The organism is Agarivorans sp. MS3-6 (assembly GCF_054112545.1).
On record NZ_CM134202.1, the window covers coordinates 1,241,967 to 1,255,685 of the forward strand.

At 44.3% G+C, this 13,719-nt stretch carries 13 protein-coding genes; 6 read left to right on the forward strand and 7 right to left on the reverse strand.

Annotated elements, in window-relative coordinates; all coding sequences use genetic code 11:
• Positions 1-172: 172 nt before the first annotated feature.
• Positions 173-2,032, reverse strand: coding sequence for a polysaccharide lyase family 7 protein (locus ACVFI8_RS05645; RefSeq protein ID WP_248714439.1), 1,860 nt, complete (start codon positions 2,030-2,032; stop codon positions 173-175).
• Positions 2,033-2,287: 255 nt separating this feature from the next.
• Between ACVFI8_RS05645 and ACVFI8_RS05650 the strand changes: the two genes are divergently transcribed.
• The 3 genes from ACVFI8_RS05650 to ACVFI8_RS05660 all read left to right on the forward strand — a co-directional run bounded on the left by ACVFI8_RS05650 (position 2,288) and on the right by ACVFI8_RS05660 (position 4,642).
• The gene (locus ACVFI8_RS05650; RefSeq protein ID WP_248714438.1) at positions 2,288-3,526 is read left to right on the forward strand and encodes a DEAD/DEAH box helicase; all 1,239 of its coding nucleotides are present in this window, start codon (positions 2,288-2,290) and stop codon (positions 3,524-3,526) included.
• Positions 3,527-3,577: 51 nt separating this feature from the next.
• Entirely contained in the window at positions 3,578-4,141 is a 564-nt protein-coding gene (locus ACVFI8_RS05655; RefSeq protein WP_248714437.1) for a rhomboid family intramembrane serine protease, read from the forward strand.
• 150 nt (positions 4,142-4,291) lie between these two features.
• Positions 4,292-4,642 (forward strand): DUF2750 domain-containing protein, encoded by a 351-nt coding sequence (locus ACVFI8_RS05660; RefSeq protein WP_457873306.1) that lies wholly within the window; start codon positions 4,292-4,294, stop codon positions 4,640-4,642.
• Positions 4,643-4,790: 148 nt separating this feature from the next.
• Here ACVFI8_RS05660 and ACVFI8_RS05665 read toward each other — a convergent pair whose 3' ends face one another.
• The 3 genes from ACVFI8_RS05665 to ACVFI8_RS05675 are packed head-to-tail and all read right to left on the reverse strand — an operon-like array spanning position 4,791 to position 8,628.
• Positions 4,791-5,840, reverse strand: coding sequence for a 3-oxoacyl-ACP synthase III family protein (locus ACVFI8_RS05665; RefSeq protein ID WP_457873307.1), 1,050 nt, complete (start codon positions 5,838-5,840; stop codon positions 4,791-4,793).
• Positions 5,831-6,535, reverse strand: coding sequence for a hypothetical protein (locus ACVFI8_RS05670; protein WP_457873308.1), 705 nt, complete (start codon positions 6,533-6,535; stop codon positions 5,831-5,833). Before ACVFI8_RS05670 ends, ACVFI8_RS05665 begins: the two co-directional genes overlap by 10 nt.
• On the reverse strand, positions 6,532-8,628 hold the full coding sequence (locus ACVFI8_RS05675) for an efflux RND transporter permease subunit (RefSeq protein WP_457873810.1): 2,097 nt from the start codon (positions 8,626-8,628) through the stop codon (positions 6,532-6,534). Before ACVFI8_RS05675 ends, ACVFI8_RS05670 begins: the two co-directional genes overlap by 4 nt.
• A 428-nt stretch (positions 8,629-9,056) precedes the next feature.
• Here ACVFI8_RS05675 and ACVFI8_RS05680 point away from each other — a divergent pair, with 428 nt between their 5' ends.
• On the forward strand, positions 9,057-9,335 hold the full coding sequence (locus tag ACVFI8_RS05680) for a peptidylprolyl isomerase (RefSeq protein ID WP_248714433.1): 279 nt from the start codon (positions 9,057-9,059) through the stop codon (positions 9,333-9,335).
• Positions 9,336-9,386: 51 nt separating this feature from the next.
• On the opposite strand, the gene ACVFI8_RS05685 is transcribed toward ACVFI8_RS05680, so the two are convergent.
• Complete coding sequence (locus ACVFI8_RS05685; protein ID WP_248714432.1) at positions 9,387-9,605, reverse strand: TIGR02450 family Trp-rich protein; 219 nt, start codon at positions 9,603-9,605, stop codon at positions 9,387-9,389.
• A 160-nt stretch (positions 9,606-9,765) separates the two neighbouring features.
• Between ACVFI8_RS05685 and ACVFI8_RS05690 the strand changes: the two genes are divergently transcribed.
• On the forward strand, positions 9,766-9,936 hold the full coding sequence (locus tag ACVFI8_RS05690) for an ATPase (protein ID WP_457873309.1): 171 nt from the start codon (positions 9,766-9,768) through the stop codon (positions 9,934-9,936).
• Between the two features lie 58 nt (positions 9,937-9,994).
• Here the strand turns inward: ACVFI8_RS05690 and ACVFI8_RS05695 are convergent, their stop codons facing one another.
• Positions 9,995-10,537, reverse strand: a complete 543-nt coding sequence (locus ACVFI8_RS05695) for a hypothetical protein (protein WP_248714430.1) — start codon at positions 10,535-10,537, stop codon at positions 9,995-9,997.
• A gap of 462 nt (positions 10,538-10,999) precedes the next feature.
• Between ACVFI8_RS05695 and ACVFI8_RS05700 the strand changes: the two genes are divergently transcribed.
• Positions 11,000-12,355 carry a hypothetical protein gene (locus ACVFI8_RS05700; protein WP_457873310.1) on the forward strand — a complete coding sequence of 452 codons (1,356 nt, stop codon included), beginning with the start codon at positions 11,000-11,002 and terminating at the stop codon, positions 12,353-12,355.
• Positions 12,356-12,424: 69 nt separating this feature from the next.
• Here the strand turns inward: ACVFI8_RS05700 and ACVFI8_RS05705 are convergent, their stop codons facing one another.
• Positions 12,425-13,609 (reverse strand): amino acid aminotransferase, encoded by a 1,185-nt coding sequence (locus ACVFI8_RS05705; RefSeq protein WP_457873311.1) that lies wholly within the window; start codon positions 13,607-13,609, stop codon positions 12,425-12,427.
• Between the last annotated feature and the right edge of the window lie 110 nt (positions 13,610-13,719).

Genomic DNA, 13,719 nt, shown 5'->3' on the forward strand with positions numbered 1-13,719 from the left:
AATGACACTCTGAACAAAGCGAAGTAAACCACAATTTATGTGATGAAGATCAACAAGATAAGTAAGAAGGTGATACAAAGAAACACGATATGAATAGTTAGTCGATGCACAGACAACGCAACAATGATCATTGTCGCGTTGCTAATCCACTCAGCCTTAAGGCACTAAATCCTTAATTGTGGCTGATGCTCAGTTGGCTAAAACTAAGGTCAAATATCTGTCCATCATAATCTTCGTCGGCAGTGAACTGAGGGTAAATACCCGCCTTAAAATAATAAGCGACGTCAGGGTCGGTCCATTGTTCACTGATCACAACACTGCCGTCGTTGGTATCTGAATACACTTCACCCCAAGGCAAGGTGCGAGACACTTTATTTGAACCATCGGCATATTCTGTTGCTAGACTAATCCCCGCTTCATCAACTTGAATCACGTATGACCACTCTTGCTCCGCTTGATAAGTGCCCATGTCGACACTAAATGACCATTCATCACAGTTTGGATCTGCAATGACATCTTCTTCTGAGCCACACTTCTCATTGTTTTTGTAGAAGTCTTGATTCAAGATCACCCTAACTGGCGTATCACTACCTTCCCAAAGCAACTTAACCAATGCCTGTTTCACTTCCCAGCCGTGCACCTGCCCAACCACGACTTTGGGCTTTTGACCGTCAATCGTCGGGTAATCGTCAATACGCAAAGTAGCGCTGAGACGGTGCGTTTTGCTATTGGTGTCACTGTCAACAATTGACCAACTTGTGGCATTAGAACTGGTACTACACGAGCCTACGCTTTGAGCATTAAATAACTCACGTAGCTCCGAGCGAATATAGTTGGTATTTGCTGTTGTCGTGCCATAAGCCATATTGGCTCTAAAATGCATCCGCCCATCAATGACATTGAAGTAAGCAAGCTCGGCGAGGTCATGATATATATTGGAATCATTATTCAGAACATCCTTAGATGAATCACAATGCTCAGGCTCTAGTTCAGCAGCGCTACTCCCCCCCTCGCCATACCAAGTATCTTTACTGGCGGGAATCGTGATTTTCCAACTATCGATATCCCATGAGCTTGTCTCAAGTTCATCAATAAATTCATTTTCATAGTATTGCAGCGTAGCAAATTGTACTTCACTCCCCCCATCGTAAAATTGGTTATACACACCCGCCTTAAAGTAACTGAGCAGCGCATCCCAATAGCTAATATCGTAGTTAAGCTTGGTTTCACCGTTCACCTTAAGTACCAAGGCGCTATTACCAACAATAATCTCAAAGTGAGTGGCTGCGTCCGCCGTATAGTGGGTCAATGGGAAGTAACGATAAGAATTGTCACATTCATCCTTACCATAATAGCTATCTTCATTGCCCTCTCCACACTCGTAAGCGTTCGTTTTAACTACCGCCCAGTAATGACTTGAGTAATCAGTACCATCTACGCTGCGCGATTGCTCCCACACTACGCGTAATAAGGGGTGGGAAATGATGCCATCAGTACCACCACTAATCACAGTGCCTTTATTGTGAACTTGTAGCAGGGTGAAAGCATCTTTAGACGCAGTACTAGCGGCCACCGATTTTTCGGGTTCAATGGGTAATACGCTAGCCACCAAGCGTTGTTGGTATTGCTCACTGGCACTTGAAAAGTTGTTGAGAATGCGTAATTCAGAACGGTTGCTATAACCTTGCATGGTAAAAGTGAGGTCGCCGCTTTCTCCATCTATGTAAAAATACTCATCGTGGTATTCATCTAATTCGCTGATGGTAACTTTATTACCTGCTGAGCCTTCAGGATCGGATACCTGCAAGGAAGAGGCATCTATAACCCCTTGATAACGCTCCAGCGAATAAGGGATGCTATCTTCTGGGTACACGGGATCGACCGGGTCAATAGGGTCTATGGGATCTACGGGGCCTGCACAGTCTTGATTACATATCGGGTCGTAAGATGAATCTGAACCACCGCCTCCACATCCAAATAAACTCGCAGTGATAAGGAAAGCCAATACCTTTGGGTACATTGTTGTTGTCATTATACTTTTAGCCTAAGTCCGTTTGTCTCTAGCAGATTATAAAAAATACAATAATACAATACAACGTGATAGCTCTCACTTTTGCTAGGGTCAGAGACTGTAAGATGTGTAAACCGCCTATCAACACGCATCTCAGTGTTGTCTAAACGCCACCATCAGGCGAAAATAACAGGATAAAACTGCGTGGCTTCCAACAAACTTCACATTTCAGCTATACTAGCCAGCGCCAATATTCAGCCATAAACACTGTAGAACATGTCATTTAGCGCCTTAGGCTTACACCCTCAAATACTCAGCAATCTAAAACATGCGGGTTATCAACACAGCACGCCAGTTCAACAACGTGCGATTCCTGAAATTTTAGCTGGGCATGATGTCTTAGCAGTAGCTCAAACGGGTACCGGTAAGACTGCCGCGTTTACTTTGCCTTTGATCCACCAGTTAAGCCAACATGGACAAGCAGGTACGATCAGCGGTATTCGAGCGCTAGTATTAACGCCAACCCGAGAATTAGCCCAACAAGTTCAAGCTAGCGTGCAAAAATACGCACATGGCTGCGATCTTACATCGATAACCATTTATGGCGGTGCCAGCATTCAGCAGCAACAACAGCAACTCGCAGCAGGGGTGGCAGTCGTCATCGCAACACCAGGCAGATTATTAGATCACTTAAGGCGAGGTTCACTATCACTCAGCTCGCTGCAATATTTAGTATTTGATGAAGCTGATCGCATGCTAGATATGGGCTTCAAAGATGAACTAAAAGCCTTGCTTAGCTTCGTGCCAAAGGTTCGCCAAACCTTGATGTTCTCAGCGACCTTAGATGACAGTATTTTCCGCTTTGCCAAGCCCTTGCTAAGCAAGCCAAAATTATTAGAGATTGCCAAAGCGAACACTATCGCGACAAAAATTGAAGAGCGTGTATACGCGGTCGACAAGCAACAAAAAGCAGCCTTACTCAGCCACCTTATGATTCAACAAGCATGGCAACAAGTACTGATTTTCAGCCGTAGTAAACAAGCTGCCGACGAGCTAATCACCAAGCTAGCAGCAAAAAATATTGAAGCTGCCGCTTTTCATGGCGATTTATCTCAAGCAGCCCGTGAGCAAGTACTAGCAGCATTTAAGCAAGGAGAGATACAAGCCTTAGTAGCAACAGATGTAGCCGCGCGAGGTTTAGATATTGAAGAACTAAAATATGTGGTCAACGTTGAATTGCCCTTTAAAGCTGAAGATTACATTCACCGTATTGGCCGAACCGGTCGTGCAGGGAAAGCGGGTATCGCCATCACTTTGCTCAGTGTCGATGACGAACACCTATTAACAGAGCTAGAGATATTATTAGATCGTCGACTTCCCCAGCAATGGTTGGAAGGTTTTGAGCCTGATTTAACCAAAGCGCCACCGGTTAACAAAAAAAATTCACGCTCAGCACAAAAAAGAAAAGCTCGGCAACGAGCATTAGGCAGCTCAGCAAAAAGTCGAAAACGTTAATCATCTGCGTTCAGATGATGTACCCATCACCAACCTACAAGGCTTAAAATAATGCCGCTTTCTGCGCCCTTGAAAAGAAACCTTCGCAGTGTATTAATCCTCTGCGCCATCATGATTTTTGTGCAATTTATTAACACCTTAACCCTAGGCTCGGTCTCTTCTTTAGGCATTTACCCGCGAAGTTTAGCCGGGTTACTAGGTATTCCATTAGCCCCATTTATTCATCATAGCTGGGTACACCTTATTTCCAACTTAGTGCCATTTGCCATCTTGATGATGTTAGTGGCCCAATTAGGGCAAAAGGTCCTTTGGTTAGGGAGCGGCGGTATTATACTGATTGGCGGAATACTGGTGTGGCTATTTGGCAGCAGCGGTATGCATGCCGGTGCCAGTGGACTGATATTTGGTTATTGGGGCTTATTGTTGGCTTATGCATGGTTTAATCGCAGCCTAAAAAGTCTGCTAATAGCAGCATTGGTGCTACTTATTTATGGTGGTATGTTCTTTGGTTTATTCAGTTTACGAGCCAATGTGAGCTGGTCTTCTCACATATTTGGCGCCTTGTCCGGTGTGTTCATGGCGTGGTGGCTAACAAATGCTAGGCAAAGTAAATAAGCTCTCGCTTTAATCGCAGATTTACTTAGCTATTTTCGCTTATTGATCAGACAATATCAGCCGTTAATATTAGTGGGTTGTGTTAGCCATCATGCGACGAGTTTCGCTAGCAGGTATTGCAACCCTCGACCAACACTATTGGAGTTACACATGTCCACAGCAGAAACCAACCTTTCAGCCTTTAGCAAAGCGGTTATTAAAGCCGGCGAACTTTGGGTACTGAGTGCCGACGACGAGTTTGTCGTGGTTGATTCTATCGAGTTTGAAAATACCGATGTTATGCCGCTGTTCTCTAATCAGGCTGCCGCAACAGCGCTGTGTGTTGAAGACTGGGCAGACTACCAACCAGTCACAGTAAAAATAGACGACTTTTTTGATGAATGGCTACCCAACCTAGATGCAGACAAAGTCTTGGTTGCCATCGACTTAGATGAAAACTTAGTTGGCGAAGAAATTGAAGCCTTCACCTTAGCCAAACAACTGGCTGAAGATAACGCTTAAATTTTCACTAAAAAAGCCGCCAATACTTAAACAACAAGGCGGCTTTTAAATGCCTTAACAACGCTCGTTGATTCGATTTATTAAGATGATTCAACGCCCCGTAAACGAGGCCCTTTCACTTGGCGTAAGCGTGCACATTCGGCACTGTTCAATGCTGGTAAACAAAACCTCCATATAGATATTTAGTGGCTTCTGCGCCTAATACCAATACCTGATCGCCAGGCTCCAGCGGTTTAGTTTGCAATAAACGCGCGAAGCTCAACCAAATAGCTGCCGACCCTAAATTACCGAAATGTTTGGCGTCGTTTATAATTTGCTGCTGCGGATAAGCAAGGGCTTTGCTTAATAACTTGTCAATATGGCCATTGGCTTGGTGTGGCAGAATATAACGAAAATCACTGAGTTGATAACCTCGCTCTAATACGGCTTTTAACCCTAATTCAAACAATTGAGAGCCCGTTTCTCTTACGGCATTACTATTGTGATGAAAGCGAGCCATTTGCGCCTCTCCCACCGTATCGGCCCCGGCATCTAAATAAAACCCTGGTTCTTTCTGATGGCCAATTTGCCCCAGGTAAATGTCTTTAATTAGTCCTCTAGCCTGCTTAGCTGGCGCAACAATGACCCCACCGCATCCATCTCCCATTTGAACAAAATTAACTAACTGTTGCTGGTCTACAAAGTGGGGGGCTAAATCAAAATATACCGATCCGGTTTCACTGCCAACAATGGCCACTGGCTGCTGGTCGGCGGCGCACAGCGCACTCGCCATTTGCAAGCCATTAGCAAAGCCGGTACAGGCTTGGCGTAATTCTAAGTAGGCTCCATGATAGGCCAACTGATCAGCTAACCAAGCAGCATTAGGGGGGACTTGGGTATGTGGCGTACAGGTATGAGTGAGCAAATACGATAGCTGATTAGGCTCAAGACCCGCTTCACTTAAACATTGCTCTATGACTTGTTTAGCCATAGATACGCCATTAGGCGATGCTTGGCTGCGGGGCTGTGCGAAGTTACGGCTAAAATATCGCTGTTCAACCCCCAAACGCTTGGCAAAAATGTGGGCTTTACGGGCCATTCGCCAACCACAGCGGTCGGACAGTTGTGCTAACAATTGTTGGTTACTCACCGCTTGATTCGGCACACACCAGTTAGCGGCCAGTAGATTTAACGAATGCCTTGCAAACTTTACAGCCATTTTAACTCCAGCTTCTTTTGTAATACCTCAAGATCGACACCCAGAACCTCAAACTGATTGGCTTGGCGGCCTAATAATGTCATTAGCTGTTGTAATATCAACAGCCGCTCTTCAGCGATGTCTGCCACGCTAGCGCCCAAATGTTTAGCAAAGTATTTGCTCACATATACGTGTTTAGCTTCGTCTTTCTTAATCAAACCACACAACAATGAAAAGGGATGTTGGCTGCCAATAGCGCCCCGTTCCATCATCTGCATCAGTTGTGTCACGCAGGCATCTAAACTCGCGATACGAATAAATTGCTGTTGAAGGCTCTCACTGCGTCCCAAACCAGAATAAAAACGCTGGGCCGCACGGCGTATTTGATGCTGCTCTGTCAGTACCGGCAATTGGGCAAATACCCATTGTAGTGCTTCGTCGTGCCAAGCCTCATCGGCTTCAACTTCATTTAACGCATTAATCGACGATTTACACACTTGCGGCGCTAAGACCTTAGCCTGTTGCTGAAAAACCAATTGGGCAGATTGCTCACCACATAACAATAAGGGCATTAACAATGCCAGAGCTTCACTATGTGTATCGTTAAAATGTACACCTTGTTTGGCATAGTGCTGAGCCCACTTAGCAATTGCATGCTCAGTGTTAAGCTTGCCAGGATGGCTACTAAAGCAGCCCCCCATAGGATGACGAGTCATATGCTCTCTCCTATTGATAAGGAGGGCGACGTATCACGCAACGGTAAACATAACGGGAGTAATAACAGATCAAACACCAAGGCGATCACCAAGCTTAAGCTCGACAATAAGCTCATTTGTTGAATAGGTAAGAAGTCCGATAACGCCCCTAAAGAAAAACCAATAACTAATGCTCCTGAGGTCAGTAACAAAGCTGGAATAATATCGTTCATCCCTTGCTGGAGATTAGCGACACTGCTAGCCGGGTGCACGTTGAGTAAAATATGCAAACTATCGTCAACAATGATGCCAAGCATCATCCCCATTACAACCGCGCTGCCTAAACTTAAATGCTGCCCACTCCATTGCCATAGAGCAAACACCCACAGTAATGGTAAACCATTAGCCAATAAGGCTAACACCATTAAGTACACACTGCGACGTAACAGCAGCACCACTAAGGCCACCAATAGAAGGGCCGCTGCAAAAGATAACAGCATCGCCTGACCGTTCGCCTGGCTGAATTTGGCAAACAGCAAATTGTTGCTATATGCCGGTGATAAATTGATCTGTTGCGAGCCAGCCCAATCTGCTACTCGCTGCTCAAAGGCGATGAGCTGACGACTAGTTAAAGGCTGCAGCCACACAGTCAATAATTGTTCTTGTTTAAGCCATTCAACATCAGCTTGTTGTAGCGCAAATACCTTAGCCTTAGCACTTGGATCTTGCTCAAGCCAGTCTAACCAATCGTTACGACTCGTTAGCTGGCGGACTTCCGGTTGCTTATTTAAAAAACCTAATAGGGATTCAAGAGCTGACACATCAGCAAATGATCGTTGGCTTTGATCTTTTTCAAGCAATAGATAGCGCAGACTATGCATACCCAAAAACTGCTGCTGAACAAGATTTCGGCTTTGCGAAAAGGGGTTATCATCAGGAAAGTAACCTAAGGAGTCGTCATCAAAACGTAGGTTTTTCACTGACATCACTGCTACAACACTTAGCCCAAACACCAGTATCAATAGGCTTTTTCGCGCTTTAATCAAGCCAGAAAATTTAATAGAATCTGCCTCAGGCCGCACATCTATGGTCGTGCTTGTCACGTCAATACCCTTTACCCAAAGTGGCAGTATTGAGTAACAAGCCACCGCATTAATCACCACAGCCATCGCCACCATTAAACCAAAATCTGCAATCGGAGGAGATGGGCTTAAATACAGCAACAAAAAACCAAGTGCTGTGGTCAATGCCCCCCAAAATAGCGGTAACAACTTACTCTCTAAGGCTAAGTGCATCGCCTGTGCGCTAGAAAGTGGTAACTGGTTGGCTTTTGTTCGTAATAAGCGACGCCAAGCAAAATAAAGATGGCTGGAGTAGGCCATGGCTAAACTCACCAGCACCAGCGGTAAAAAGGCACTAATTGCGGCCAGTTTTAAGCTCATCCAAGCACTTAAACCTAAGGTAATAAGCAGACTGATTAACGCGCAGCTAGCCATCCCCAGTAGCCAACGAGGCTGGCGAATAACCCAGCTAAATAAAAGAGCAAAACTGAGTAATAAAGCCGGAGCAAACCAGCTTAAATCATGGCGCAACACCGCTAAGTATTGGCGACTTAAGGCCAGTTCCCCCCCATAACGATATGAAAAACCGACCGTTTTGCTAAACACATCGAAACGACTATCTAAGTGTTCAAACAATTGCTTTAAGGCACTCGCTTGCGCTGCTATTTCAGGGGAGATATTTAAGCCCAAGCTGATGTTTAAGCTGTCTTCACTAACAAACTGTTTAGCAATATTGGGGGGCAGTGCCTGTTCTAGCGCTAATAAGGTGTAAGGGCTAACCGCGTCTACCCCTGAGAGCTGACCAAGTTGCTCTATAAAATCCTTAAGACTTTTTTGCTGTGAGGAACCACGCCATGAAACATCACTAGTCAATAACAACAATAAATTGGGTGCAGCCGTGTACTGCTGTTGAAAACGTTCAAGCGCTATAACTTGAGGGTCATCTTTGGAAAAATAAGCTTGAATGCTTGGCTGAACCTGCAACTTGGGTAATCCGACTACCGCCAATAACACCAGCAACAACCACCCTATTTGCACCCAAGCTTGCTGCATACTCACGATAAATCTTGAGATCCCCCGACTCTCCATTTAAGCCTTACCCTTAACTAAGCTGATTAATGACCATAATTGAGTAGACCCTAAGGAGGTGCATTTACGTTCAAAATAAACGGTAATAGTTTGGAACTGAAATATAGCCTATCAATCGTTAGCGAAGACACTCGATGTCATTCACTTGCACCTAAAGACAATAGAGAGGCGATATAACTAAAGATAGTCTTTAATATCATTAAGTTAACATGAAAAAACAAATTCTAAGGAAATCTAAATTAAATCTAGAAAATAAAAAAAAAACCCTTATCAGCAGTTATTATTTGACACTCCACCAGCGCGAGAACTACATTTGCGGTTTCCAGTGACCTAATATTGGACTGTAGTCTACAAGGTCGTGACCATCACTTACTCATTAATGAGGATTATTTATGCCAAGAGCAAGCGCACGCCATATTCTGGTAGACACCGAACAACAGTGTCTAGATTTAAAAACACAGATCGAAAATGGCGCAGCCTTTACCGAGATTGCCAAACAGCACTCTAACTGCCCGTCTGGCGCAAGTGGTGGCGAACTAGGTGAGTTTAACAAAGGTGATATGGTGCCAGAATTTGACACGGTGGTATTTAACGAAGCCCTAAACACCGTACATGGCCCGGTAAAAACCCAATTTGGCTACCACTTACTAGAAGTAACTAGCCGTAGCTAAACCTCTACGATGCCAATAGGCGCTGTAAGTTCAGCGCCTATTTATTTACAGCTACGTCCACCCTTGCCGCCATAGCGTGCTGTTTTTAAGCTCTCGCCAATTGATTTCAAAATCTTGCTGATTGTAAACCGCCTGAATAACGCAGCGCTGCACTCGCTGATCGTCATCAATCTCTAACTCGATGACTTCAAAATGCTTCATCTTGTTTACTACTTGCCGTTTAGTCCATTTACTACGTAATAACTGTTTAGGGTTTATTTGATTACTCACTGACTTAAGCACCTGTTACCACTACTCATTAACAATAACTACCTAAACCATATCAAAAACGATCACTAGCAAGCTAAATAGCAATGCGATTAGCCTTGCTGCTAAGCTGCCATTTCCTGATATACTTAGGCTAATTACGTTTTAAAATTGAGATCCCATTATGTTAGAAAATATCAATATACCTGAAGGTATCGAGCAAGAGCCTGAGCTGCCCATTCCTAGCATGGAAGAACAAAAGGCCGTGGTTGCAGAGTTAAAACGGCTAGAAGAAGCGGGTGAACTCACCCCAGAAATTTTAGAAGCGTTTATGACCGGCAAACGTAAGCCTTAATAAACAATGCTTAAAGAAGGTAGAGTCTCTAAACACACTCTACCTTGCTGATCGTTTACTAGCGGCGTAATTTTCCAAGCGGCACACTAAAACCTGCAGTAGTGATCCATTGGTCTTTGGTGTACATCACGTCGGCAGTCAGCGCAAAGCCCACATATTTACTGTTAAAGTACTTAGCGAAGCGCACTGGAATACCCAAATAATCAGTGTGGACAGTTTGGTTACCCATTGAATCACCATTATCATAAGATACTTGCTCAGGAAACCTTACTTTCGCTACCCCAGCTTCCAATAAAAATTCATATTTCCCTAGATAAAAGTATTTCCCAACCATAATCCGAAACGTATCTATATCAAGATTTTCGTTATCAGTGTTACTAATCCCCCGCTCTAAATCGTCTCCGGTTCCTGCACCCAAAACGATGGTGTAATCAGAAATGCTGTAGCGAGCATCCAATTTAATATCAACTGCAGGTTTACCGTAAGAAATTCCCGGCTCTAACCAAAAATAGTGCTGTTCGGTTGGGCTTTGTTGCTCTGCCGCTGTTAAAGGCCTTACGACTGCAAATAACAGTAAAGCCCAAAAACTAAATCTATTCATCTCTTTCCTTAGCTGTATAGTTAATCCATTAGTGAATTTTTATAATTAAACTTGCCGGAGAATTAAAACACATTAAAAACAATAAGATAAACACTTAATGATGTATTTGTGATTTAGTTGGAAAATACTGAAGAGACTAAAACTAAGGCGTATCGCTTAAGACCTCTGATTACTAATCCGTGCAACGCTTCTGTAAACATCGCTAATTCAAAACACCACCATCAAGCTAACCAGTTGATTTTATGGAAAAACATCATCAACCCGATGTCAGCAGCGGCTTGTGTGTGGCCGAGTCCAATTTATACGTCTGAATGAAGTGCTGAAGGTAGCCACTTTTCTATTCAACAAAACAAACGCTTATTTAACTGGCTGTATTATAATGAATATTAGTAAGTTATTGATCTAAGCTGTATTACTTTTATTGAGCAACAAGCGCGATGGGAGTTTGCTAAGAGAGCGCAAGTGCCGACGATTCAATTAAAGCAAGAAGATAAAATGGTGGTTAAACTCCACCACCAAATGGAAATGCATACTCAACGGCGTATCGATGTGTATTTTTCTCTGCCCAAAGAGATGGGCATAGGCCCTAAAACACTTAAAGAAAACACCTATTTTAACAGCGGCATCACCGGTAAACACAGCTACTTCAGCGCGGGTTTACACCTTCCTTTACTGCAAAGCCGTTTTGCCAGCATGAACAACCTCGCGCTGGAAGAGTACCGCGTAAATCTCAATTTATTTGCTTATCAGTATGTTGTTGCATTAGAGGTTGATGTAAACCTCACCCTCAAAGAGAAAGATCCCGAACAGTTTTACCTACTGGCTGCAGGCTTAGTCGAACAAAGCGCCAGCTTGTTAAAGAAGCTCCGCCGCAATATACCAACTGGCAGTGCCCAGCTTGCTCATTTTGAAAATGCTGACAATTATTTATCTTGGCATACCGAGCAGTTATTAATGCGAATGATGGCGAAGCGGCCACGTTCTAGTGAACTATTAGAGCAGCGAAACAGCATACTAGAGTACGCCAGAAGCGAAACCAACTACCGAGAAACGCGCGGTTATAACTCTGCAGCTACCGTGGCAGACCCTAACCGTATTGCCAATAAAATGCGCTTAATGCGTCGCTTAATTGAATATGGCGTAGTATTTCGCGAAAAAACCTATTCACTGGGCAACAACACTCGTCGCTTGGTGACTGGTTTAGCCACCGCTTTAATCATGATCGTGGTATTAAGCCTAATTATTAAAACCCAAGGTGCCTTAAGCGGTTTAACGGCCCTAATGGTACTGGTGTTAGCGGCTATTTACGGGGTGCGAGAAGTATTTAAAGAAGATTTAAAGAACGCCATGTGGCGGTTCATCAGTAAAGGCAAACCTAAATGGTCGAAAGATTTATATGACAGCGCTAATCAAACACTGATTGCCAAGCAAAAGATTTGGCTCGACTACATCAAAACCAAACATTTACCGGAATCTGTTGCTGATATTTTAGCGCACCGTCATCAACGTAATCGCCAATCAGCTGAATTACTGCACTATCGCGTAGAAAGCCGAGTTTTCGGGCGAAACTTTCGCGCCGGTTATAGCGCCATTCACGAATCAGTTTACTTAAATCTGCGCCCCTTTGCCCGTTATTTAGAAGGTGGTCGAGGGGTAGTGTTTAAAGAAGAGAAAGGCCGAGTATCACGAGAATCCATAGAGCGCCGTTATCAAATAAATTTGATACTTGCGATAGAAGATAATGGCGAAGCCCCTGTTTATCGACGCTACAAAATCACCCTCAATCGCAGTAAAATTACCGACATAGAATTAGTTTAAGCACGCTGACTATCAACCTCATAAACTCACTAGGAGGCCACAACCTCCTTATTTATAAGGCCTAAGGCGCTAGGCACCAACGGCTAAACAGGCGTTTACCAATTGTGGAATAGCATGCTTTGCTAAGCCAGCAATATTAATGCGCCCTCCTCCCACAATGTAAATGCCGTACTGTTCGCGCAGTTGCTCAGTTTGCGCAAGGCTAAAACCGGTTAAAGAAAACATCCCTTGGTGAGCGGTTAAATAGTCAAAACGGTCACTGTTCGACTGTAAGCGAAACTCTTCAGCCAAAGCTTGACGAAGGCCACGCATTCTCAAACTCATGGCATTTAACTCGTCCTGCCATTGCTGTTTTAGCAAGGGGTCATTTAAAATTTCAGCCACTATCGCCGCCCCCCAATTGGGCGGCATGGTGTAACTTCGCCTTGCCAACTCAAATAGCTTGCCGCGCGCATTGCTAGCATGCTGCAGGGTTTGCCCTATCACGATGGCAATCCCGGTGCGCTCTCGATACAAACCAAAACTTTTCGAGTTAGAGCAAGTAATCAGTAACTCAGGCAAGCTGTCTGCCAGCAAACGTAAACCACCAATATCTTGGTCTATGCCTTCACCAAAGCCTTGGTAAGCCAAATCTACAAAAGGTAAGAAGCCATTGTTCAAAGCTAACTGAGCAATTTGCTGCCAAGCCTCAATAGACATATCAGCACCAGTAGGATTATGACAACAGCCATGCAGTAGCAGCACGTCGTTAGGACCCAGTTTGCTTATTTGCGCTAACATCGCCGCTTCATCAACTTGCTTGGTAAGGGGATCAAAATATGGATAAAACGCCACCTCTAAACCAGCGGCTTGCATGATAGGTTGATGATTTACATAGCTAGGCGTCGATAACCACACCTTGGCATTAGGCTTAGCGCTAGCAATGAGATCGGCGAGCAAACGCAAAGCGCCACTAGCGCCAGGTGTTTGAATACCAATACAACGGCCGTGAGCTGGACTGTCCATTAACAACAAATCCAGCATTGCTTGGTTATAATCTATATTACCCGCCAAACCAAGATAAGCTTGAGTAGTTTGGGCGCAAAGCAAACGCTGAGCCGCCACCGACACCGCCTTCATCACCGGAGTATTGCCTTGCTCATTGCGATACACACCAATACCCAAATCGAGCTTATTGGCTCGAGTATCTTGCTGGTAGGCAATACCTAAAGACAAAATAGGATCATCTTTAGCTTTATCAATAGCTTCAAACATGAAGGCTCCTTCTAATCATGAATGCGATCACGATACGCCTAGCTGGCGCCAACAGCAATACCTTGCATCCCCCCAAAGTGGAGCAACAATAGTGTTCAAGAGAGTAAACT